The organism is Streptomyces sp. NPDC059080, from assembly GCF_042739975.1.
GTDB classification, from domain to species: Bacteria; Actinomycetota; Actinomycetes; order Streptomycetales; family Streptomycetaceae; genus Streptomyces; species Streptomyces benahoarensis.
Genome location: NZ_JBHYGX010000029.1, coordinates 38429 through 60224, shown reverse-complemented (window position 1 = coordinate 60224; position 21796 = coordinate 38429). Strand labels below are relative to the sequence as shown.

Sequence of the window (21796 nt, the reverse complement as noted above, 5' to 3'; positions counted from 1 at the left end):
CATAAGGATGAACTCACCATTCGTGGCTGACTGTTCACCCTGTGTGCGTACAGTATGGACGGGTCGAGGTCACCGGCCGTCGAGATGTCCCCCATTGGTGCGGGCGGTGGCTCCATTCCTCTGTGGGGGGTTCCACACACGTGTCCACCAGCTCCATCAGTCTGTCCGGCCTGCCCGCTTCCCCGCGGACCGGCCCCGATTGCCCGGCGCCGGTGCGTCGTCCCGCGCGCCGCCTCGCCGCCGTCGCGGCCGCCACCGCGCTCGCCGCCGGTCCCACGCTCCTCCTGGGCGCCGCCCCGGCACACGCCGCCGACCACGGCACCGCCGGCGCCGCCGTGCTCCGCACGGGTCTGGACGTCAGCCTGCTCAACAAGGCCGTCACGCTGCCGCTGAACGTCACCCTCAACGACGTGCACGCCCCGGCCGACGCGAAGAAGACGGCGCTCAGCGTCGACCTGGACGGCGTCGACGACGGCAAGCCCTTCTCGGTGCTGCGCGCGGACGTCGCCACCGCACGGGCCACCGCCGACGCGGACGGCGCCGAGGGCTACAGCAACCTCGCGCACGCCAAGGTCCACGTCCCCGGTCTGCCGCTGCTCTCCCTCATCGAGGTCGAGAAGGTCACCTCCCACGCCGTCTGCACGGCGGGCGAGCGCCCCACCGCCACCTCGAACGTGCTCGGCACCGTCAAGGTCCTCGGCAAGACCGTCACGCTCACCGCGGGCGGTACCACCGAGGTCAAGGTCCCGGGCGTGGGCGAGGTCCGCCTCGACCTCTCCAAGAAGCAGACCACCTCCACGAGCGCGGCGGCCACCGCGCTCGACCTCCGGGTCGCCGTCAACCCGCTGAAGCTGAACGTCGCCGAGGTCAACGGCCGCGTCCGGCTCGCCGAGGCCAGCTGCACCACCCCCGGAGCCCCGGACCCCGGCCAGGGCACCGCGGGCGGCTCCACGACGGGCGGCTCGGGCGGTTCCACGGACGGCGGTGCGACGACCGGCGGCCAGAACGGCGGCTCCACCGCCGGCGGCAACGGCGGTGCCACCACCGGCGGCAATGGCGGTGCCACCACCGGCGGTTCGGGCTCCGGCGGCCAGGACGGCGGCTCCTCCGGCTCGGGCGGTCACAACGGTGGCGCCTCGGGCTCCGGCGGCTCCGGGTCCGGCGGCTCCGGGTCCGGCGGCTCCGACCCGCGGCCCCAGGGCGGCGGCGACCTCGCCGAGACGGGCAGCAGCTCCGCCACGCCGTACCTCGCGGGCGGCGCCGCGGTGCTGCTCCTCGCGGGCGCCGGTTCGGTGGTCTACACCCGCAAGCGCAAGGCCGCGGTGAGCGGCTGACACAACCCCGTATGCCGGGACGGTGCCGTGGGGGCGCCGTCCCGGTGTGCGGCCAGGGCGCGGTCCGCAGCCCCGTGCCCGCCTCCGGTCCGTCTCCCCTCCCTGGCGGAGGGGGACCGGCACCAGGGCGGGAGGACAGCGCCCTGTGCGGGGCCGACCAGGTGGCGGTCGGCCCCGCACCCTTGCTGTGACGACGGGCCCCACGGCCCCTCAGCCCACGCCCCTTCCGGCCCCCACCTTCGCCACCGCCTCCGCCAGAGCCGCCGTGAAGCGGTCCGTGGTCTCCCGGTCCCGGACCGCCAGCCGGAGCCAGTCGGGCCCCAGGCCCGGGAACGTATCGCCGCGGCGTACCGCGAAACCGCTCGCCCGCAGGGCTTCCCGCACCGCCGCCGCGTTCGCCAGGCGGATCAGGACGAACGGGCCCTCGGCCGGGCCGATGACGGTCACATCCGGGAGTTCGGCCAGCCGTGCCACCAGGTGGGCGCGGTCCGCCGCCGTCCGCTGCGCGGCGGCCGCCGCCTCCGCCAGGGCCGTCGGGCCGGAGCACGCCTCGGCCGCCGCCAGCGCGGGCGACGAGACCGGCCACAGCGGCTGCGCCCGCTCCAGCTCCGCCACTGTCCCCGGCTCCGCCAGGACGTAGCCGATCCGCAGCCCGGCCAGCCCCCACGTCTTCGTCAGGCTGCGCAGCACCACCAGGCCGGGCAGATCCGTCCGCCCGGCCAGCGACTCCCGCTCACCGGGCACCGCGTCCATGAACGCCTCGTCCACCACCAGCGTCCGCCCCGGCCGAGCCAACCGCGCCAGGTCGTCCGCCGGATGCAGCACCGATGTCGGGTTGGTCGGGTTGCCGACGACGACCAGATCGGCGCCGTCCGGTACCGCCGCCGGATCCAGCCGGAAACCGTCCCGCTCGGAGAGCACCACCCGCTCCACCGTGTGCCCGGCATCCCGCAGCGCCGCCTCCGGCTCGGTGAACTGCGGATGCACCACCACCGGACGGCGCGCCCGTACCGCCCGCGCCAGCAGCACGAACGCCTCCGCCGCCCCCGACGTCAGCAACGTCCGTGCCACCGGCAGCCCGTGGCGCGCCGCGACCGTGCGCCGCGCCGCCGTCCCGTCCGGATACGCGGCGAGTCCGTCCAGCGACGCGACGAGTTCCGCCTTCAGCCACGCCGGGGGCGTCCCCGTACGGACGTTGACCGCCAGGTCCGTCAACGCGGCGGCACCGCCCCGCACTTCGGCGTCCCCGTGGTGGCGCAGATCGGGCTCACCCATCTCAGCGGACGGCGACACGGTGCTCCTCCTTCGCCCGGACCGCTTCCCGGTAGCGCGCCACCACCGCGTCGGCCACCTCCGGGGCCGCGCCGACCGGATCGGCGCACGCCACCTCGGACTCCGGGTGCGCCGCGCCCCAGCCCTCGGTCTGCAGCCGCAGCCGCTCCTGCTCATCGCCGGGCAGCGGGAAGCACGGCAGCACCACGATCCGCCCCGGCGCGTCCGGTCCGGGCACCGCCGCGCCCAGCACCCGGCAGCGCTCAAGACCCGTCGGCACGTCCGGCGCCGCGTACGACAGGAACGCCGTCTCCACCCCGGCCAGGCCCCGGCCCTCCCACAGCAGCCGGGCGGCCCGCGCCACCTCGGCGTTGGCGTACGGGTCGCCGGAGCCGCCGCCCACCAGCAGCACCGTGGTCCGGGCCCGGTCGCGGGGGCGCCGTGCCCCGCCGCCGCCCAGCGCTTCGTCCAGCCGCCGCTCCCACGCGCCCAGCAGCAGCGGATGGCCGTCCGGTGCCTGCCCGCGGACGAACGACAGCCCCGCATGGCGCGCCGCGGCCGCCGTCAGCTCCGCGGACAGTCCGCGCCGCGCCGGGCCCTCGGATATCAGCGGCACGGTGACGATCTCCGTCGCGCCCCGGGCGGCGAGCCCGTCGACCGCCTCGGCGAGCGGCAGCGCCGACGGCGCCCGCCCGGTGAAACCGGCCGCCGCCGGGATCCCGGGGCGGCGCTCGGCGACCGCGTCCAGCAGCGCGCGCAGGGCCTGCGCCCCGCCGTCGTCGCGGTCGCCGTGACCGGCGATGAGCAGGGCGGGAGGGGTGGTCACAAGATCTCCTTGGGGGCCGTGCGTCCGCGGGGCCGGTCCGGGGCCGGGCCGGGTGGGGAAGGGACGACGATAACCGAGGGGCGGCCCCGCTCCGCGCCGTGATGGCCGGTCGCCGACGCTACCGCGCAGGTGGCCCGCGACGGTCCCGCGGGCGGCGCCGACTTCCGCTTCCGGACGAGCAGTTGGGCGCCGGGCCCCGCCGCCAGCAGCGCCGCCGCCTCCGCCACGCTCGGCGTCCCGACGGCGTTCAGCGCCACCGCCGAACCACCGCCCGGCACCCGCACACCGGACAACTCCCTGGCCGAAAATGTACGCAGCGCCACGCCCAGCCGCCGGGCCGCGCCGACCAGCCCCGGTTCGGCGGCCTTCGCCTCGACGGTCGCCAGCGCGGTCACCGTCCCGCCCGCCTCGGCCAGCGCGGCGCGGACCAGAGCCAGCACCTCGGCCTCCGCGACGCCCCGCCCCGCGCCGACGCCCACGTAGAGGACGGGGCCTGGCGCCGTCACCGTGCCCCGGCCGGGCGCCGCGCGAAGGTGCGGGAGGGGCGGCGCGTCAGTAGGAAGGGGGCAGAGCCGGGGGCGAACCGGCGGGAAGGGGTGCGGCGGTGCCGGTCCTCCTCGCGTTCGGCGCGGTGCTGATGACGCTGCTGGGCGGCTGGGTCGCCCAGCGCGTCACCGACCGCCGCCACCTCGTGCTGGGGCTGGCCGGCGGCCTGATGCTCCGCGTCGTCGGGCTCGATCTGCTGCCCGAGGCGCTGGACGCCGCCGGGCGCCCGGTCTTCGGCGTCCCGCTCGCCCTGCTCTGCTTCGTCCTCGGCTTCCTCGCCGCGCACGCCCTGGAACGCCTCCTCGCGGTCCGCCGCGCCGCCCGCGGCAGCGGCCTGCCGGGCGCCGCCGGGGCCGTCGCGCCGAACGGCGGCCGCATCCCGCAGGTGGGGCTGACCGCCGCCACCGCGATGGTGCTGCACGGCGTCATGGACGGCTTCGCCATCGGCCTCGCCTTCCAGGCCGGGCACGGCATGGCCGCGGCCGTGGCGCTCGCCGTCATCGCCCACGACTTCGCCGACGGCTTCCACACGTACACGATCACCAGTCTGTACGGGAACGCCCGGCACCGGGCGCTGCTGATGCTCGGCGCGGACGCGGTGGCGCCGCTGCTCGGGGCGGCCGCAACGCTGGTGGTCACCCTTCCGGAGCAGTGGCTCGGCGGCTATCTCGGGCTGTTCGGCGGCGTCCTGCTCTACCTGGCGACTTCCGGCATCCTGCCCGAGGCCCACCACGCCCACCCGGCGCTGCCCACCCTGGCCTGCACGGTTGCCGGGGTGGGCGCCATCTGGCTGGTCGTCGGCCTCGCGGGCTGACCGGCCCGCCGCCACCGCGCTCATACCGCGACGGCCCCGTGCCCCAGCCGCACCGCGCCGCGCGGGCCCCGCACCACGGCGGTCAGCGCGGCCGGTCCGGCGGCCGCCGGGGCGTCCGGCCAGCGCCCGCCGAGCACCGTCAGCCGGGCGGTGGCCGCCGCCGGGTCGGGGTCGGTCACCGCGAACGCCTCCAGCGTCAGCGCGGGCAGCCCCGCGGCCGTCGGATGCGGGGTGGCGCCCCAGTCGAGGAGGAAGGGTGTGGTGCCGCCGCCCGCGCACGGCGGCGTCAGCTCCCAGGAGATCCGCCCGCCGTCCGGGGTGCGGCGGCCCATCGCCACCGCGTCGCCCGGGTCGTAGCCGGCCGCCCGCGCCCGCGCCACCCGCTCCGGCAGGCCCGTGGCCCGTACCGCCCAGGTGACCAGCCGTGGGCCGGTCAGCGCGTCGATGCCGAACCAGCGCGGACCGGCCGGCTCCGGCTGCTCCGGGTCCGGGCCGATCAGCTCCAGATACGCCCCGGCGCCGAACGGGCCGTCCAGCCCCAGCAGACAGTTCCGGGTGCCCCGGCCCGGGTGGCTGCCGCCGGTCACCGGCCGCACCCCGGTCAGCTCCGCCAACTCCTCGGCAGCGGCCGCCAGATCCGGCGCCGCGTACACCAGGTGGTCGAGGACGGCCGGTGCCGTCGCGGCGCTCATCGCGCGCCCGCCGCGGCCGCCGCCGCCCCCACGAGGCGCGTGGCCAGCGACGGCGTCGCGGCCCAGTGGACGTGCAGATACGACGCGTGCACACCGCCCGCCACGAAGCCCTCCACCCGCCGCGCGGGGTGCGTGACGCCCCACGCCGGGGACGCGCCCGCGCCCGGTTCCACGGCGGTGCGGTGGAACTCGTGGCCGCGCACCCGGGTGCCTGCCGCGGCCAGCACGTTGTCCGTCAGCGCCACCGCCTCCCGGTAGCCCAGCGTCAGCCGGTCCGTCATCCGGGCGTCGGCGGGCAGCACCCCGCACATCGGCCGCCCGTCCAGCGACCGGGACAGATACAGCAGCCCGGCGCACTCCGCCGAGACCGGCGCGCCCGACGCCGCCAGCCCGGCCACCGCCGCCCGCAGCGGCGCGTTCGCCGACAGGTCCGGGGCGTGCACCTCCGGGAAGCCGCCGCCGATCACCAGCCCCCGGACGCCCTCCGGCAGCCGCTCGTCGTGCAGCGGATCGAACGGCACGACGTCGGCGCCCGCCGCCCGCAGCAGCTCGGTGTGTTCCGCGTACGAGAAGGTGAACGCGGCGCCACCGGCCACCGCGATCACCGGCCGGCCCGCGGCCGGACCCCCGGCCGCGGCGACCTCCTCGGCCGGGTCCCACACCGCGTCCGGCAGCTCGCCCGCGCTGCGCGCCAGCGCCAGCAGCGCGTCCAGGTCGCACCCCGCGCGCACCCGCGCGGCCAGCTCCCGTACCGACTCCACCGCCTCCGTACGGCGTTCGGCGACCGGCACCAGGCCCAGGTGGCGGGAGGGCGCGTGGACCGTGCCGGTACGGCGCAGCGCGCCCAGCACCGGGACGCCGGACGACTCCATCGCCTCCCGCAGCAGCGCCTCGTGCCGGTCCGAGCCGACCTTGTTGAGGATCACCCCGGCCAGCCGCACGCCGGGGTCCCAGGACGCGAAGCCGTGCACCAGCGCGGCCACCGACCGGGACTGCGACGACGCGTCGACCACCAGCACCACCGGCGCCCGCAGCACCGTGGCGATCTGCGCCGTCGACGCCAGCTCGCCCTGCCCGGACGCGCCGTCGAACAGCCCCATCACGCCCTCGACCACGGCGAGATCGCAGCCCCGCGCGCCGTGCCGGAACAGCGGCGCGATCCGCTCCGTCCCGCACAGGTAGGCGTCGAGGTTGCGGCCCGGGCGGCCGGTGGCCAGCGCGTGGTAGCCGGGGTCGATGTAGTCCGGGCCGACCTTGTGCGGGGAGACCGCGAGGCCCGCCTCGGCGAACGCGGCCATCAGGCCCGTCGCGACCGTCGTCTTGCCCGCCCCGGACGCGGGCGCGGCGATCACCAGCCGGGGGATCGTCCCGCCGCTCATGCCACGCTCACCATTCGATGCCCCGCTGGCCCTTCTGGCCGGTGTCCATCGGGTGCTTCACCTTCGACATGTCGGTGACCAGATCCGCGAAGTCCACCAGCGCCTGCGGTGCGTTCCGCCCGGTGATCACCACATGCTGGGTGCCGGGCCGGTCGCGCAGCGCCGCGATCACGTCCTCGGTGTCGATCCACCCCCAGTGCAGCGGGTAGGCGAACTCGTCGAGCACCAGCAGCTTGTACGTCTCGGCGGCCAGGTCCCGCTTGACCTGCTCCCAGCCCTCGCGCGCCGCCTCCTCGCTGGAGGCCATGTCGCGCTGGACCCAGGACCAGCCCTCGCCCATCTTGTGCCAGGCGACGGTGCCGCCCTCGCCGGTCTCGCCGAGCACCTTCAGCGCCCGCTCCTCGCCGACCTTCCACTTCGCCGACTTCACGAACTGGAACACCCCGACCGGCCAGCCCTGGTTCCAGGCCCGCAGCGCGAGCCCGAACGCCGCCGTCGACTTGCCCTTGCCGACGCCGGTGTGGACGAAGACCAGCGGCCGGTTGCGGCGCTGGCGGGTGGTGAGCCCGTCGTTCGGTACGACGGACGGCTGTCCCTGCGGCATTACGCGACCTTCCTGGAATCCTGGATGTGGTGTGCGGCGGACGCTCCCCGCCCGCCACGGAAGTCCCGGACGAGCCCCGAGACGCTGTCCGCGCGCAACTCGTCGAGGGTGACGGCGGTGCCGCCCAGCTCCCGGGCGAGCACCCCGGCGAGCCCCAGCCGCACCGGACCGCTCTCGCAGTCGACGACGACCGACGCGACGCCCTCGGAGCCCAGCAGCCGCCCGGCGCGCGCCGCCCGCTCCAGCGGCGACGGCGCCCCGGAACCGGTGGCCCGGCCGTCCGTGACGACCACCAGCAGCGGCCGCCGGGAGGCGTCCCGCAGCCGCTCCACCCGCAGCACCTCATGGGCCTTGAGCAGCCCTTCGGCGAGCGGGGTGCGGCCACCGGTCGGCAGCGACGCCAGCCGCGCCGCCCCGGCCTCCACCGACGAGGTCGGCGGCAGCGCCAGCTCCGCCTCCCGGCCCCGGAACGTGATCATGCCGATCTTGTCGCGCCGCTGGTACGCGTCGAGCAGCAGCGACAGCACCGCGCCCTTGACCGCACTCATCCGCTTCCGCGCCGCCATCGACCCGGAGGCGTCCACCACGAACAGCACGAGGTTGCCCTCCCGCCCCTCGCGGACCGCCTCCCGCAGATCGTCGCGGCGCACCACCAGGCCCGGGCCGCGCCGCCCGCGCGCCCGCTGGTGCGGCGCGGCCGCGTGCAGCGTCGCCGCCAGGTGCAGCTTGCCGAGCGCGCCGCGCGGCCGCCGCGCCCCGGTGGTCCGGCCGTGCGCGGTCCGTGCCCGCGACCGGCGGCCGTCCGCGCCCTCGCCCAGACCCGGTACGTCCAGCCGCCGGGTGGTGAACGGCTCGCCCGCGGCGACCGCCGCCTGCTGCGCCGCCGGGGCCCCGGCCGGACGCCCGTCGGGCTCGCCGCCCGGCTCCCCGCCGTCGCCGTCCCGGCCCGGCGCGGGCTCCGCCTCCCGCTCGCGCGGCCCCGGCACGGTCTCCTCCCGGGGCGGCGGCGCGCCACCACCCTCGGGACCGCCGCCGTCCGGGCCGCCGCCGTCCGGCCCGTCGTCGGGCCCGCCCTCCGGACCGTCGGCGGGGCCCTCGGGCCCGTCGTCCTGCGGGCCGGGCGGCTCCGGGTCGTCCTCCGGGGCGGACTCCTCCAGGATCCGGTCCAGCTTCTCCTCGTCCAGGCCCGGCGCGTCGAACGGCGCCCGCCGCCTGCGGTGCGGCAGCGCCAGCAGCGCCGCCTGCCGCACGTCCTCGGTGGCCACCTCGGTCCGCCCGGCCCACGCGGCCAGCGCCGTCGCCGTCCGCGCCATGACCAGGTCCGCGCGCATCCCGTCGACCTCGAACCCTGCGCAGACCGAGGCGATCCGACGCAGCGCCCCGTCGCCGAGCCGCACCGACGACAACAGCGCCCGCGCGGCGGTGATCCGCTCCCGCAGCGCCGTCTCGTCCGCCGCCCAGCGCACCGTGAAGGCCGCCGGATCGTCGTCGAACGCCAGCCGCCGCCGGACCACCTCCACCCGCCGCTCCGGATCCCGGTCCGCCGCGACCTCCACGGTCAGCCCGAACCGGTCGAGGAGCTGCGGCCGCAGCTCGCCCTCCTCCGGGTTCATCGTCCCGACCAGCAGGAACCGCGCCGCATGCCGGACGGAGACGCCCTCCCGCTCGACGTACGACGCGCCCATCGCGGCGGCGTCCAGCAGCAGATCGATCAGGTGGTCGTGGAGGAGGTTGACCTCGTCGACGTAGAGCAGACCGCGGTGCGCCCGGGCGAGCAGGCCCGGCTCGAAGGACTTCACGCCCTCGGCCAGCGCCCGCTCGATGTCCAGGGCGCCGACCAGCCGGTCCTCGGAGGCGCCCACCGGCAGCTCCACCATGCGGGCGGGCCGGTGCGCCGCGTCCGCCGCGCCGTGCGGCCCGTCCGGGCACCCGGGGTCCGGCGCGGCCGGATCGCAGCTGAACCGGCAGCCACCGACGACCGCCACCTCCGGCAGCAGCTCCGCCAGCGCCCGCACCGCGGTGCTCTTGGCGGTGCCCTTCTCGCCGCGGACGAGGACGCCGCCCACCGCCGGGCTGACGGCGTTCAGCAGCAGCGCCAGCCGCAGGTCGTCCATTCCGACGACGGCGGTGAACGGATAGCGGGCGCTCATGTGGCGATCACTCCTTCGTAACGACACAGGTCATCTGGCTTACGGCCGTCCCCGGCCGACCGGTCCGTGCCCTCGGGCACCCTTGCGTGGCGTCCTCCGGATCCGCGCGCCCTCACGGCGCCCCCGGCGGGACGAACGGCAGCCCCGGCGGGACGCCCTCCTCGATCAGCCGCAGCAGCGCACCGGTGTCGGCGTGCTCCTCGATCAGATCGCCGAGCCGGTCCAGCTGCTCCTCGCGCAGCGCGCCGAAGCCGGTGTCCGGCGCCGGGACGAACGCCCGCCCCGCGTCGGCCGCCACCCGGCGCAGGAACGCCCGCCGGAACGCGTCGCTCTCCAGCGACCCGTGCCAGTGCGTCCCCCACACCGCGCCCGACCGGCAGCCGTCCAGCGGCCGCCCGCCGGCGTCGGTGAAGAACGGCTCCCCGCCGACGGTCTCGGCCACACCGTGGTGGATCTCGTACCCCTCGGCCGGTGCGCCCAGCGCCGTGCCGACGGGCCTGGCCAGCGTCTTCTCCGCCGCGAACCGCACCCGTACGGGCAGCAGCCCCAGGCCCGGCACGGTGCCCGCCCGCGACTCCACCTCGTCGTCGATCACCTCGCCGAGCATCTGGAACCCGCCGCAGATGCCCAGCACCGGACGGCCCTCGGCGGCCCGCCGGGCGACCGCGTCGGCGAGCCCCCGCTCCCGCAGCCAGGCCAGCGCCCGCACCGTGCCGCGGGTGCCCGGCAGTACCACCAGATCCGCGTCGGCCAGCTCCTCGGCGCGGTCCACGAACCGCACCACCACGCCCGGTTCGGCGGCCAGCGCGTCCACGTCCGTGAAGTTCGACATCAGCGGCACCGCCGCGACCGCCACCCGCAGCACATCGGCGCCGTGCGGCGGCGCCACCACGCTCTCGCGGACCGCGCCGCGCAGCGACACCCGCAGCCCGTCCTCCTCGTCGATGCCCAGACCGTGCGCGAACGGCAGCACGCCCAGCGACGGCCGCCCGGTCAGCTCCCGCAGCATGTCCAGGCCCGGCTCCAGCAGCGCCACATCGCCGCGGAACTTGTTGACGAGATACCCGGCGACCAGCGCCTGGTCCTCCTTCGACAGCAGCGCCGTCGTCCCGAAGAACGACGCGAACACGCCGCCCCGGTCGATGTCGCCGACCACCACCACCGGCAGCCGCCCGGCCCGCGCGATGCCCATGTTGACGATGTCGGTCCGCCGCAGATTGATCTCCGCCGGGGAGCCCGCGCCCTCACAGATCACCACGTCATGGGCGCGCCGCAGCTCCGCCAGACAGTCGGTGACGGTGGCCAGCAACTCCGCGCGCCCACCGGGCCGCGCCCCGCTCCCGGGGCGCCCGAAGTACCCCTGCGCGCTCATCTCGCCGACCGGTTTGCCGAGCAGCACCACCTGGCTGCTGCGGTCCCCGCCGGGCTTGAGCAGCACCGGGTTCATCAGCGCGGACGGCTCCACCCGGGCTGCCGCCGCCTGCATCGCCTGCGCCCGGCCGATCTCCGCGCCGTCCCGCGTCACGAACGAGTTCAGCGACATGTTCTGCGCCTTGAACGGCGCGACGTTCACGCCCTGCCGCACCAGCCAGCGGCAGATCCCCGCGGTCACCACGCTCTTGCCCGCGTCGGAGGTGGTCCCCGCGATCAGCAGCCCGCCGCCCGTCACCGGATCCTGCCCTTCCGCCGGGCGAGGGCCGGGCGCACCGCGCCCGCCAGCAGCCGCCCGGCCACCGTCGTCGTCAACGCCAGCACGCTCACCCGGCGCGAGAGCCGCACCGCCCGCGCGATGTCCTCCGTCGCCACCGGCCGCCCCGCTCCGTTCAGCCGCGGCCGGTGCTCGATACGCCCGCCGTATGCCAGCGTCCCGCCGAGCCGTACGCCCAGCGCCCCCGCGAACGCGGCCTCCACCGGGCCCGCGTTGGGACTCGGATGCGCTCCGCCGTCGCGCCGCCAGGCCCGCGCGGCGCCGCGCCGGTCCGGGGCGGCGAGCACGGTGAGCGCGGCGGTCAGCCGGGAGCCGGGCCACCCGGCCACATCGTCCAGCCGCGCCGACGCCCAGCCGAACCGGCGGTGGCGGGGCGACTTGTGACCCACCATCGCGTCGAGGGTGTTCACCGCCCGGAACGCCACCAGGCCCGGGACACCGCCGACGGCGCCCCACACCAGCGCGCCCACCACGGCGTCCGAGGTGTTCTCCGCGACCGACTCGACGACCGCCCGCGCCATCTGCGGCCCGTCCAGCGCCTGCGGGTCCCGGCCGCACAGATGCGGCAGCCGCCGCCGCGCCCCCGCCAGGTCCCCGGCGGCCAGCGCCTCGCCGACGGCCCGCGCCTCCCGGCCCAGCGAGGTGCCGCCCAGCACCGACCAGACGGTCGCGGCGGTCAGCGCGGTGGCGGCGGCGGTACGGGCGGGGGAGGGGACGGGCGCGGGGCCGCGCACCGCGCGCCGCAGCAGGGCGGCACCGGCGGTGGCACCGCCCGCGCAGAACAGGGCGTGCACGGCGCCGTGGCCGCGGTGGTCGCGCCAGAGCCGGGCCTCGACGGCCGCCGCGGCGCGCCCGAAGGCGGCCACCGGATGGCCGCGCCGCGGGTCGGCGGCGAGCAGATCACCGAGAAAGCCCAGGGCCGCACCGCACGCGTAGGTGGCGTGTTCGGCACGCATCGGATCAGACCGCCGTCACGCCTCGACGGATCACCGAAGACACACGGGAGACTCTGAACGGGCTGCCAGGCATGGCGATATGTCCTCACTCAGGGTCCGCGCCCTGGTTCGACGTGACGGCGACAGGAGTCTCCTGGCTCCCCGGATCGGCGTTTCCTCCGGCCTTCCAGCCCTGGCGTGCGCCCGTCGGGCGTGCACGAGGCGGACCGTGACCTTCGTCGGAGGAACGCTCCCCGGTGACAGTGGCGGGACCGCGCCGGATTCGCACCGGACTTCCTCTGCTGTCGCCGATTGGCGTGGGAAGTCCACCACGCCCCGCCAACCCCGTCAACTCGCCCGTGACCTGCGACGCCGCGGTACCGCACGGCCTGTGGCGCACACCACAGGCCCCGTACGACGCACGGCGCCCGGCCACCGCGGAACTGCGGTGACCGGGCGCCGTGCGCGCGCTGCCGGACGGGTCAGGCGGCGACGATCAGATAGATGCCGTACGCCACCGCGGCCGCGCAGACCGCGTACGCGGCGAGGCCGCCGATCCGCGCGCCGGTGCTCGGGGCGCCCGCCGTGGCGGCCGCGCCCTCCTGCCGGGTACGGGCCGTGCCGACGATGCCGACCGTGAACAGGCCCACGATCCCGACCGTCACCACCAGGGTGACGCCGAAGACCTGGCCGAGAGCTGCCCAGTCGATGCTCATGCTGCGGTTCCTCAGAGTCGGGCGGTCAGCCGGCGGCTGTCGCGGTCGTGGCGCGCGGGGCGCTCGCGGCGTGGGCGGCCTCCGCGCCCTCGGCGGGCACGAGCGTCCCGGCCGGGGGAGGGGTGACCGTCTGGAGAGCCACGGTGACCACACCGGGCGGCTCCGTGGCCTCGGCCTCGTTGACGTTGGTGTGGTCGATGGGCTTGCGGCGGGAGGCGGCCCAGATGGCGCCGCAGATGCCGAGCGCGAGGACGGCGACGGCGGTGATGCCCCAGTCGCCCTGGCCGGCCAGGAGCGCGGCACCGGCGGAGACCAGGCCCGCGGCCGGCAGCGTCAGGCACCAGGCGACGACCATCCGCACCGCCGTCGACCAGCGCACCACGCCGCCCTTGCGGCCCAGACCCGAACCCATCACCGCACCCGAGCAGACCTGGGTGGTGGAGAGCGCGAAGCCGAGGTGGGAGGAGGCCAGGATGGTGGCCGCGGCGCTGGTCTGGGCGGCGAAGCCCTGCGGCGGCTGGATGTCGGTGATGCCCTTGCCCATCGTGCGGATGATCCGCCAGCCGCCCAGGTACGTGCCGAGGGCGATGGCCAGACCGGCCGAGGCGATGACCCACAGCGGCGGGTCGGCGTGCGGGGCGACCACACCGCCGGTGATCAGCGCGAGGGTGATCACGCCCATCGTCTTCTGCGCGTCGTTGGTGCCGTGCGCCAGCGAGACCAGCGCCGCCGAGGCGATCTGCCCGGCGCGGTACCCCTTGGCCGTCTCCTGCTCGTCACGGCCCCGGGACAGCCGGTACGTCAGCCGGGTCGCGGCCATCGACGCGATACCGGCGACCACCGGGGCGGCCACGGCCGGGATGAGGACCTTCATCACCACGGCGCCGCCGTGCACACCGTTGGTGCCCACGGACACCAGCGTGGCGCCGATCAGACCGCCGAACAGGGCGTGGGAGGAGCTGGAGGGGAGGCCGGCGAGCCAGGTGAGGAGGTTCCAGACGATCGCGCCGACCAGACCGGCGAAGATCACTTCAGGTCTGATACCGGCGCTTTCGTCGATGATCCCGCCGGAGATGGTCTTGGCGACCTCCACGGACAGGAACGCGCCGACGAGGTTGAGGACCGCCGACATCGCCACCGCGATTTTGGGCTGCAGCGCGCCGGTGGAGATGGTGGTGGCCATGGCGTTGGCCGTGTCGTGGAAGCCGTTCGTAAAGTCGAACACCAAGGCCGTGACGATCACGATCCCGATGAGAAGCGTGATGTGTTCCATTCACCCAGGCAATCAGTTCGAAGGTCAGTGACGCCGGAAACGTACGAAGGGTGGGTGAACGGGAGGTGAACGCGGCCGGGCGCAGCAATGACGCCGTCGCAGTGTTCGAGAGGAGGTATCTCACACGTCACTTCCGCCCCATCTGTACGTGGCTCGAATGTGCTGCCGCGCGACCCGATTCCGGCTTGTTCCACGACGCGTGAACGGCATGCGAACGGCCCCGTCGCGGTGCGTCACCCCGCTGGTGAACGGCGCGGGAGCCGTCCCGGCGACCACCCGGACCCGGCGCGGTCCCGCGCCCCCCGACCGGCCCGCGGACGCGGCCGGAACACCAGGCCCGGCACCCGTCCCCGAGGACGCCCCGGTGTGCGACCGCGGCGTACGCCGGACGACGGCCCACGCTTCCGTACGCCGGGCCCGTACGGTGACGGACCACCGCGCGCACTGGCCTCCCGGGGCGGCCGCGCCGGCCCGCCCGGCCCGTACGGTGACGGCACCCCGACCGCCCGCACCCCGGAGGAACCCGTGACCCGTACCGGCGCCCCCGCCCCGCACCCGGACCGGCCCGGCGCCGACGCGCTCGCCGCCGCCTGGGACGGTGTCGTCGCCACCGCCCGCCGCACCGTCGCCGACGGCCTCGTCGTCGGCACCTCCGGCAACGTCTCGGCCCGCGTCGGCGACACCGTCCTCGTCACCCCCAGCGGAGTCCCCTACGACCGCCTCGGCCCCGGCGACCTCACCGCCGTCGACCTCGACGGGCGGCAGTGCGCGGGCACCCTCCCGCCCACCAGCGAACTCCCCATGCACCTCGCCGTCTACCGCGCCACCGACGCCGCCGCGCTCGTGCACACCCACGCCCCGCACGCCACCGCCGTCTCCGTCCTCGTCGGCCACCTCCCGCCGGTCCACTACATGACCGCCGCCCTCGGCGGCCCCGTCCGCGTCGCCCCCTACGCCCCCTACGGCAGCGACGAACTGGCCGCCCACGCCCTCGCGGCGCTGCGCGACCGGACCGCCTGCCTCCTCGCCCACCACGGCACGCTCGCCCACGGCGCCACCCTCGGCCAGGCCCTGGACCGCACCGCCCAGCTGGAGTGGATGTGCCGGGTCTGGCTCCTCGCCTCCTCCGTCCCCGGCCGCACCCCGGCCCTCCTCTCCGCCGCCGACCTCGCCGAGACCGCCACCCGCCTCCGCGGCTACGGGCGTCACCCGGAGGAGTAGCCCCGCGAGTTCCGCCCCGCACCCCGGACGGCGCCCGCGTCACCCGCTCGCCCCGCCCGCTGGCCGCCCCCGGCACCCCGCTCCACACTGAAGAGGTGCGCCTGGCTACTGCGGCGGCTGCGGCCGCCACCACCGTGATCGGTGCCGGGGCGGCCGCGGTGGCGGCCGGCCGGTACGCCGGGGGCGTCGCCCTCCGGCCCTCGCCCCAGGTGCCGTTCCCCGGGGATGCGCGCCTGACCGTCCACGCCACCGACGACGAGACGGTCACCCTGACCCGCAGCCTGGCGTCGCTGCGCCCCGGCACCTACGGCCTCGCCGGCTCCGGCTGCCATGCGATCGTCGGCCCGGTGGTGCACCACACCCCGCACCCCGCCGACACCGTCGTGCGCCGCCTGGAGCGGATCACCCACGGCACGCTCCCGCCCGGCACCCGGGTGCGCCTCACTCCACAGGTGTACGCCGGGAACCCCCGCGACGCCCTCGGCCTGACCTGTGCCGACGTCGACGTCCCCGGCGAACTCGGGTCGCTGCCCGCATGGTTCCTGCCGGGCGTGCGCGACACCTGGGTGATCACCGTGCACGGCATCGGCACCACCCGTGAACACCCGATGGTCCTCATGCCGTTCCTCCACCGCCACCGGCTGCCCGTCCTCGCCCTCGCCTACCGCAACGACGCGGGCGCCCCGCAGACCCCGGACCGGCTGCACCACCTCGGCGACTCCGAATGGCGCGACCTGGACGCCGCCATCCGCTACGCCGTCCGCTACGGCGCCCGCGACGTCGTCCTCCACGGCTGGTCCGCCGGGGCCACCATGGCGCTCCGCGCCGCCGCCCGCTCCGGTATGCGCGACCGCATCCGCGGCCTCGTCCTGGACTCGCCGATCCTCGACCGGCACGCCACCGTCCGCGCCCTGGCCGCCGCCCGGCGCGTCCCGCGGGCCCTGCTGCCGCTCGCGGTCCGCGCCGCCGAGGGCCACACCGGACTCCCCGTCGACCGCCCCGGCGACGCCGTCGACCCGGACACCCTCACCGCCCCCACCCTCCTCTTCCACGGCCCGGACGACACCCTCGCCCCCTGGGCCGCCTCCCGCGCCCTCGCCGCGCGCCGCCCGGACCTCGTCACCCTCCGCCCCGTGCCGCACGCCCCGCACGCCGCCATGTGGAACGCCGCGCCCGCCGCCTACGAGGAGACCCTGCGCCGCTTCCTGACCCCGCTGATGTAGCCGCCCGGCCCCGGGCGCTCTTCTTCCGCGCGCGTGCGAGGGAACACGGCGCGCGCGTACGGGGGAACACGGCGCGCGGGCGTACGGGGGGACAACTCCCCACAACCGTGATGGGTCGCCTGGGTGAACCCCGCTGAGCGGGCCGTTTCCCGTCGTCCGATTGGGTTTTCGGGCCGTCAGCGGCAAGACTGCCCCTGTGACGTCCCGTACCCCGCGCGACTCCCGGCTCCGACTCGTCCCCAGGCAACCGATTGCCGCCGCCCGCCGGGCGGTGACCACCCGGGCCGCCCGTCCGGCCCCACGCCCGCCCGAGGGCACCCCGCCGCCCGCGGAACTGGCGCGCCAGGCCCGCGCCGCGCTCTCCGGCGCGTCCCGGCTGGCCCACTGGGCCGACGGCGCCACCGCCGGACTACGGGCCGGGCGCGACGGCGCCCTCCCGGCGGCCGACGTCGACCGCGCCGCCGAGGCCCTCGGCCTGCCCACCGCGCAGGTACGCGCCGACTGGGACCGCGCCCGCCTCGCCGGACTGATCGAGCTGCACGGCGGGCTGGCCCGCGCCGGCTGGCGGCTGCGCGCCTGGGACCGCGACGACACCGCCGCCCTCCGCGGCTGGGTCGCCCTCTTCGACGCCTGGTCGCTGGCGCTGCCGTCCCCCGGGGGCGCCGGGCCCGCCATCGTCGGCGAGGTCGTCGAGGCCGTCCCGCAGCTGCTGTCGCTGCTCCATCTGTCGGCCGGTCCGGTACGGCTCCAGGCGCTGCTGGACATGCTCGAACAGCGCGTCGCCGAGCTGCGTACCGAGCGCTGCGAGGTGCCGTACGGCCCCCGCACCGAGTCCGCGGACGGCGACCCGGCGGGCGAGGACGGACAGGCCCCGCTCACCGCCCTGCTGGACTGGGCGCTCGCCGCGCTGACCGCGGTCGGCGCGCTGGTGCCCGGCGACGGCACGCCGGGCCCGGCCCCCGCCCCGGACGGGGACGACGACGGCCGCGAGGCGCAGCTGACGCCGCTGGGCCACTGGTCGGTGTGGGTCAAGCTGGAGCAGATCTGCGTCGCGGCGCAGAGCCCGGCGGGCAACATCGAGCAGACCGCCGCCGCCATGCTCCGCGGCTGCGCCCGGCTCACCCCGGGCCCGGCCCGCGCGGAGTACCGCGCCTGGCTCGCGGCCCGCTCCGTGGGCTCGGCCGTCGAGGAGCTGCTGACCGTGGCGCGCGGCGAGGACGCGCTGCTGCGCGGGCTGGCCTTCGAGGCGCTGCGCGCCGTCGGTGCCCCGGCCGAGGCCGCCGTCCGCGCCGCCGCCGACGAGGCGGCGCTGCGGCCGTACGCCCTGCTGTGGCTCTTCGAGCACGAGGGCGGCGACCCGGAGAACGCCCCCGACGTGCTCACCCGCGAGGAGTCGACCTGGCTCTGGGTGGACACCGCCGCGGCCGTCGCCGACCACGGCGAGAGCCAGCTGCTCATCCGCCACCTCGACTCGGCGGTCCAGGGCTCCGTCCCGCGCCTCCTCGAAGAGGTACGCGCCGTGGGCCATCCGCGCACCGTCCAGGTCCTGGTGGCGCTCGCCGCGGCGCACCCCGACCCGGCGCTGGCCAAGGCCGTCCGCCGGGCGGCGTTCCAGGTGCACACCGGCGGCGTCTGAGCCCCGGAAACCGCCGGGCCACCACGGCCCGGCGGCCCGCCACCGGGCCGCGGCCGACCACCGGACGCCCCGGCCCGCCGCCCGCGCGGGTGGCCATGAGATCTGCCTCACAGTCCACCGGTGACCACAGGCATCGCCCCCGCGGCAGCCGCGCACGCCACCGCGCCGGACGGGCCGCGGAGGGAGCCTGTGGTCCGTACGGCGACCGGGAAAACCAGTGGCGCGGCACCGTTAGACTGCCCGCATGGCAGTTCTCCTCTGGGTTCATTAGACGGCGTAGACCGCTCTCGGACCGTCCGTCCAATCCGCCGTCACCCTGCCCTGGAGTTTTTCCGTGATCACCGCTTCCGGCCTTGAGCTGCGCGTCGGCGCCCGCGTTCTCATCGATTCCGCTTCTTTCCGCATCGCCAAGGGCGACCGCGTCGGTCTCGTCGGCCGCAACGGCGCCGGGAAGACCACCCTCACCAAGGTCCTGGCCGGTGAGGGCATCCCCGCCGCCGGTTCCGTCGCCCGCTCCGGCGAGGTCGGCTACCTCCCGCAGGACCCGCGCACCGGCGACATGGACGTCCTCGCCCGCGACCGCATCCTCTCCGCCCGCGAACTGGACACCGTCCTGCGCAAGATGCGGGAGAACGAGGACCGGATGGCGAACGGCAAGGGCGCCACCCGCGAGAAGGCGATGCGCAAGTACGAGCGCCTGGAGACGGAGTTCCTGACCAAGGGCGGATACTCCGCCGAGGCGGAGGCCGCGACCATCGCCGCCAGCCTGGGCCTGCCCGACCGGATCCTCGCCCAGCCGCTGCACACCCTCTCCGGCGGTCAGCGCCGCCGCGTGGAGCTGGCCCGGATCCTCTTCTCGGACGCCGACACCCTGCTGCTCGACGAGCCGACCAACCACCTCGACGCCGACTCCATCGTCTGGCTGCGCGACTACCTCAAGACGTACCGCGGCGGCTTCATCGTGATCTCCCACGACGCCGACCTCGTCGAGACCGTCGTCAACAAGGTCTTCTACCTCGACGCCAACCGCTCCACGATCGACGTCTACAACATGGGCTGGAAGCTCTACCAGCAGCAGCGCGAGGCCGATGAGAAGCGCCGTCGGCGGGAGCGGCAGAACGCCGAGAAGAAGGCCGCGGCCCTCAACTCGCAGGCCGACAAGATGCGCGCCAAGGCCACCAAGACCGTCGCCGCGCAGAACATGGCCAAGCGCGCCGAACGCCTGCTGGCCGGTCTTGAGGACGTCCGCGCCGCCGACAAGGTCGCCAAGCTGCGCTTCCCCGACCCGGCGCCGTGCGGCAAGACGCCGCTCACCGCCGAGGGCCTGTCGAAGTCGTACGGCTCGCTGGAGATCTTCACCGATGTCGACCTCGCCATCGACAAGGGCTCCCGGGTCGTCATCCTGGGCCTGAACGGTGCCGGCAAGACCACGCTGCTGCGGCTGCTGGCCGGAGTGGAGACCCCCGACACCGGCGACGTCCGCCCCGGTCACGGCCTCAAGCTCGGCTACTACGCGCAGGAGCACGAGACGCTCGACCCGGACCGCACGGTCCTGGAGAACATGCGCTCCGCCGCCCCGGACATGGACCTCGTCGCCATCCGCAAGACGCTGGGTTCCTTCCTGTTCTCCGGCGACGACGTCGACAAGCCGGCCGGGGTGCTCTCCGGCGGCGAGAAGACCCGCCTGGCGCTGGCCACGCTGGTCGTCTCGTCGGCCAACGTGCTGCTGCTGGACGAGCCGACGAACAACCTCGACCCGGCCAGCCGCGAGGAGATCCTCGGCGCGCTGCACACCTTCACCGGCGCCGTCGTCCTCGTCTCGCACGACGAGGGCGCGGTGGACGCCCTGGAGCCGGAGCGGATCATCCTGCTGCCCGACGGCGTCGAGGACCTGTGGGGTCAGGAGTACGCGGACCTCGTCGCGCTGGCGTGACCGGCGGCGGGCGGCCAGGTCCGCGTATCGATCATTCGGCCGACGGGTGATCCATCATCTGAGTGAGAGCGGCTCGTACACCGGCGAGCCTCCGAGACGGAAGCCGGGCCCCCGCGGCCCGGCTTCCGTCGTTCCCGGCTCTCCCCTGCTGACCTGCGGTTTCTCGGACGGTGTGCGAGATGGCGCGGCGATTTCGGTGGGTGTCGGAGGCCCTTGGCCAGATTGTCCGGACACGGACGGCCTCGGACGGCTCACCACAGACCTTGCCGAATGGGTGGCCAGGAACGCGAGGAGGGGTGATCATGAGAGTCCAGAGCGCACTTCCCATGAGGAGGCACGGGTGGCCGAGACTCTGAAGAAGGGCAGCCGGGTGACCGGCGCCGCGCGCGAAAAGCTCGCGGCAGACCTGAAGAAGAAGTACGACTCCGGAGCGAGCATCCGGGCGCTGGCCGAAGAGACCGGACGCTCCTATGGATTCGTCCACCGGATGCTCAGTGAATCCGGTGTGTCCCTGCGCGGTCGGGGCGGAGCAACGAGGGGCAAGAAGGCCACCTCGGCCTGACGACCGCGACTCCGACGGGTGTCCCCCCGGTCGGTCGGGCAGACGACCGGGAGGTTACCGTTCAGTCACTTACGCACGCTGGTGTGTGACGGCTGACTCGGAGGCACTCTGATGACTCTGCTCGACAAGGACGGTGTGCGGCTCACCGTGGACGACGCGCTCGCCACGGTGACCCTCACCCACGCGGCCAAGCGCAACGCCCAGTCGCCCGCCATGTGGCGGGCGCTGGCCGAGGCCGGCGCGCTGCTGCCGGGGAGCGTCCGCGTCGTGGTGCTGCGGGGCGAGGGCACGTCCTTCTCCGCGGGCCTCGACCGGCAGGCGTTCACGCCCGAGGGTTTCGACGGTGAGCCGTCGTTCCTCGACATGGCGCGCGGCCCGGAGCACGAGATGGACGCGCTCATCGCCTTGTACCAGGAGGCGTTCACCTGGTGGCGGCGGAACGACCTGGTGTCGGTCGCCGCCGTCCAGGGTCATGCGATAGGCGCCGGGTTCCAGCTGGCGCTCGCCTGTGACCTGCGGGTGTGTGCCGAGGACGTGCAGTTCGCGATGCGCGAGACCAGCCTCGGTCTGGTGCCCGATCTGACGGGTACCCATCCGCTGGTCCATCTCGTCGGCTACGCCCGGGCGCTGGAGATCTGCGCCACCGGGCGCTTCGTCCACAGCGACGAGGCGGGCCGCATCGGCCTGGCCAACCTCGTGGTCCCCGGCGACGAACTGGACGCCGCGGTCGCCGACCTGATCACCGCTCTCCTGGCCCCGCCGCGCGACGCCGTCATCGAGACCAAGGCACTGCTGGCCGGCGCCGTCGGCCGCGATCTGGAGGAGCAGCGCGCCGCCGAGCGTGCCGCCCAGGGCCGCCGCCTGCGTGACCTGGCGGGCCTCGGCGAATGACCCCGTGCGTTCCCGCGACGCCGTGCCGGAGGGCGTCGCGGGGGGGGGGGGGGGGCCGCGCCGCGCGCCCCCCCCCGGGTC

At 75.9% G+C, this 21796-nt stretch carries 19 protein-coding genes and 1 riboswitch; of the genes, 8 read left to right on the top strand and 11 right to left on the bottom strand.

What is annotated here, in order from left to right:
* The first annotated feature begins 212 nt into the window (after positions 1–212).
* Entirely contained in the window at positions 213–1334 is a 1122-nt protein-coding gene (locus tag ACFWWQ_RS21590; RefSeq protein WP_384598523.1) for an SCO1860 family LAETG-anchored protein, read from the top strand.
* Between the two features lie 210 nt (positions 1335–1544).
* Here the strand turns inward: ACFWWQ_RS21590 and cobC are convergent, their stop codons facing one another.
* From cobC to ACFWWQ_RS21575, 3 genes are read right to left on the bottom strand one after another with little or no spacing between them, the layout of a single operon-like run.
* A complete protein-coding gene (cobC, locus tag ACFWWQ_RS21585) occupies positions 1545–2609 on the bottom strand; it encodes an Rv2231c family pyridoxal phosphate-dependent protein CobC (protein WP_384598521.1) in 1065 nt (354 codons plus the stop codon).
* A 1-nt stretch (position 2610) separates the two neighbouring features.
* Complete coding sequence (locus ACFWWQ_RS21580) at positions 2611–3432, bottom strand: sirohydrochlorin chelatase (RefSeq protein ID WP_384598488.1); 822 nt, start codon at positions 3430–3432, stop codon at positions 2611–2613.
* Positions 3429–3938 carry a cobalamin biosynthesis protein gene (locus tag ACFWWQ_RS21575; RefSeq protein WP_384598486.1) on the bottom strand — a complete coding sequence of 170 codons (510 nt, stop codon included), beginning with the start codon at positions 3936–3938 and terminating at the stop codon, positions 3429–3431. Before ACFWWQ_RS21575 ends, ACFWWQ_RS21580 begins: the two co-directional genes overlap by 4 nt.
* Before the next feature lie 131 nt (positions 3939–4069).
* Here ACFWWQ_RS21575 and ACFWWQ_RS21570 point away from each other — a divergent pair, with 131 nt between their 5' ends.
* Entirely contained in the window at positions 4070–4792 is a 723-nt protein-coding gene (locus ACFWWQ_RS21570) for a ZIP family metal transporter (protein ID WP_384598519.1), read from the top strand.
* A gap of 20 nt (positions 4793–4812) precedes the next feature.
* Here the strand turns inward: ACFWWQ_RS21570 and ACFWWQ_RS21565 are convergent, their stop codons facing one another.
* The 8 genes from ACFWWQ_RS21565 to ACFWWQ_RS21530 form a co-directional block, all read right to left on the bottom strand.
* Positions 4813–5484: a VOC family protein gene (locus ACFWWQ_RS21565; RefSeq protein WP_384598484.1), complete on the bottom strand. Its 672-nt coding sequence runs from the start codon at positions 5482–5484 to the stop codon at positions 4813–4815.
* Complete coding sequence (locus tag ACFWWQ_RS21560) at positions 5481–6863, bottom strand: cobyrinate a,c-diamide synthase (RefSeq protein WP_384598482.1); 1383 nt, start codon at positions 6861–6863, stop codon at positions 5481–5483. Before ACFWWQ_RS21560 ends, ACFWWQ_RS21565 begins: the two co-directional genes overlap by 4 nt.
* Positions 6864–6870: 7 nt before the next feature.
* Positions 6871–7467, bottom strand: a complete 597-nt coding sequence (cobO, locus tag ACFWWQ_RS21555; RefSeq protein WP_384598480.1) for a cob(I)yrinic acid a,c-diamide adenosyltransferase — start codon at positions 7465–7467, stop codon at positions 6871–6873.
* Positions 7467–9617, bottom strand: coding sequence for a putative cobaltochelatase (locus ACFWWQ_RS21550; RefSeq protein WP_384598478.1), 2151 nt, complete (start codon positions 9615–9617; stop codon positions 7467–7469). The genes cobO and ACFWWQ_RS21550 overlap by 1 nt, the downstream gene beginning before the upstream one ends.
* A gap of 112 nt (positions 9618–9729) precedes the next feature.
* Entirely contained in the window at positions 9730–11286 is a 1557-nt protein-coding gene (locus ACFWWQ_RS21545) for a cobyric acid synthase (RefSeq protein ID WP_384598476.1), read from the bottom strand.
* Complete coding sequence (locus ACFWWQ_RS21540) at positions 11283–12281, bottom strand: cobalamin biosynthesis protein (protein WP_384598474.1); 999 nt, start codon at positions 12279–12281, stop codon at positions 11283–11285. The genes ACFWWQ_RS21545 and ACFWWQ_RS21540 overlap by 4 nt, the downstream gene beginning before the upstream one ends.
* 126 nt (positions 12282–12407) lie before the next feature.
* A riboswitch (cobalamin riboswitch) is annotated at positions 12408–12561 on the bottom strand.
* Positions 12562–12742: 181 nt separating this feature from the next.
* The gene (locus tag ACFWWQ_RS21535) at positions 12743–12976 is read right to left on the bottom strand and encodes a hypothetical protein (protein WP_384598472.1); all 234 of its coding nucleotides are present in this window, start codon (positions 12974–12976) and stop codon (positions 12743–12745) included.
* Between the two features lie 25 nt (positions 12977–13001).
* The gene (locus ACFWWQ_RS21530; RefSeq protein ID WP_384598470.1) at positions 13002–14249 is read right to left on the bottom strand and encodes an anion permease; all 1248 of its coding nucleotides are present in this window, start codon (positions 14247–14249) and stop codon (positions 13002–13004) included.
* A 525-nt stretch (positions 14250–14774) separates the two neighbouring features.
* On the opposite strand from ACFWWQ_RS21530, the gene ACFWWQ_RS21525 reads away from it, so the two are divergent.
* From ACFWWQ_RS21525 to ACFWWQ_RS21500, 6 genes are all read left to right on the top strand, one after another.
* Positions 14775–15470 (top strand): class II aldolase/adducin family protein, encoded by a 696-nt coding sequence (locus ACFWWQ_RS21525; protein ID WP_384598468.1) that lies wholly within the window; start codon positions 14775–14777, stop codon positions 15468–15470.
* Between the two features lie 95 nt (positions 15471–15565).
* Positions 15566–16693: an alpha/beta hydrolase gene (locus ACFWWQ_RS21520; RefSeq protein WP_384598466.1), complete on the top strand. Its 1128-nt coding sequence runs from the start codon at positions 15566–15568 to the stop codon at positions 16691–16693.
* Between the two features lie 196 nt (positions 16694–16889).
* On the top strand, positions 16890–18329 hold the full coding sequence (locus tag ACFWWQ_RS21515; protein WP_384598464.1) for a hypothetical protein: 1440 nt from the start codon (positions 16890–16892) through the stop codon (positions 18327–18329).
* Between the two features lie 334 nt (positions 18330–18663).
* Positions 18664–20262 carry an ABC-F family ATP-binding cassette domain-containing protein gene (locus ACFWWQ_RS21510; protein WP_384598462.1) on the top strand — a complete coding sequence of 533 codons (1599 nt, stop codon included), beginning with the start codon at positions 18664–18666 and terminating at the stop codon, positions 20260–20262.
* Between the two features lie 340 nt (positions 20263–20602).
* Entirely contained in the window at positions 20603–20824 is a 222-nt protein-coding gene (locus ACFWWQ_RS21505) for a helix-turn-helix domain-containing protein (RefSeq protein ID WP_030283073.1), read from the top strand.
* 111 nt (positions 20825–20935) lie between these two features.
* Positions 20936–21715, top strand: a complete 780-nt coding sequence (locus ACFWWQ_RS21500; protein WP_384598460.1) for an enoyl-CoA hydratase/isomerase family protein — start codon at positions 20936–20938, stop codon at positions 21713–21715.
* Positions 21716–21796: the final 81 nt, after the last annotated feature.

Bases quoted from the DNA above. Each gene is read 5' to 3' on its own strand.
- cobC (WP_384598521.1), bottom strand. From the start codon at position 2,609: ATGGGTGAGCCCGATCTGCGCCACCACGGGGACGCCGAAGTGCGGGGC.
- ACFWWQ_RS21570 (WP_384598519.1), top strand. From the start codon at position 4,070: ATGACGCTGCTGGGCGGCTGGGTCGCCCAGCGCGTCACCGACCGCCGC.
- ACFWWQ_RS21565 (WP_384598484.1), bottom strand. From the start codon at position 5,484: ATGAGCGCCGCGACGGCACCGGCCGTCCTCGACCACCTGGTGTACGCG.
- ACFWWQ_RS21560 (WP_384598482.1), bottom strand. From the start codon at position 6,863: ATGAGCGGCGGGACGATCCCCCGGCTGGTGATCGCCGCGCCCGCGTCC.
- cobO (WP_384598480.1), bottom strand. From the start codon at position 7,467: ATGCCGCAGGGACAGCCGTCCGTCGTACCGAACGACGGGCTCACCACC.
- ACFWWQ_RS21550 (WP_384598478.1), bottom strand. From the start codon at position 9,617: ATGAGCGCCCGCTATCCGTTCACCGCCGTCGTCGGAATGGACGACCTG.
- ACFWWQ_RS21540 (WP_384598474.1), bottom strand. From the start codon at position 12,281: ATGCGTGCCGAACACGCCACCTACGCGTGCGGTGCGGCCCTGGGCTTT.
- ACFWWQ_RS21535 (WP_384598472.1), bottom strand. From the start codon at position 12,976: ATGAGCATCGACTGGGCAGCTCTCGGCCAGGTCTTCGGCGTCACCCTG.
- ACFWWQ_RS21530 (WP_384598470.1), bottom strand. From the start codon at position 14,249: ATGGAACACATCACGCTTCTCATCGGGATCGTGATCGTCACGGCCTTG.
- ACFWWQ_RS21500 (WP_384598460.1), top strand. From the start codon at position 20,936: ATGACTCTGCTCGACAAGGACGGTGTGCGGCTCACCGTGGACGACGCG.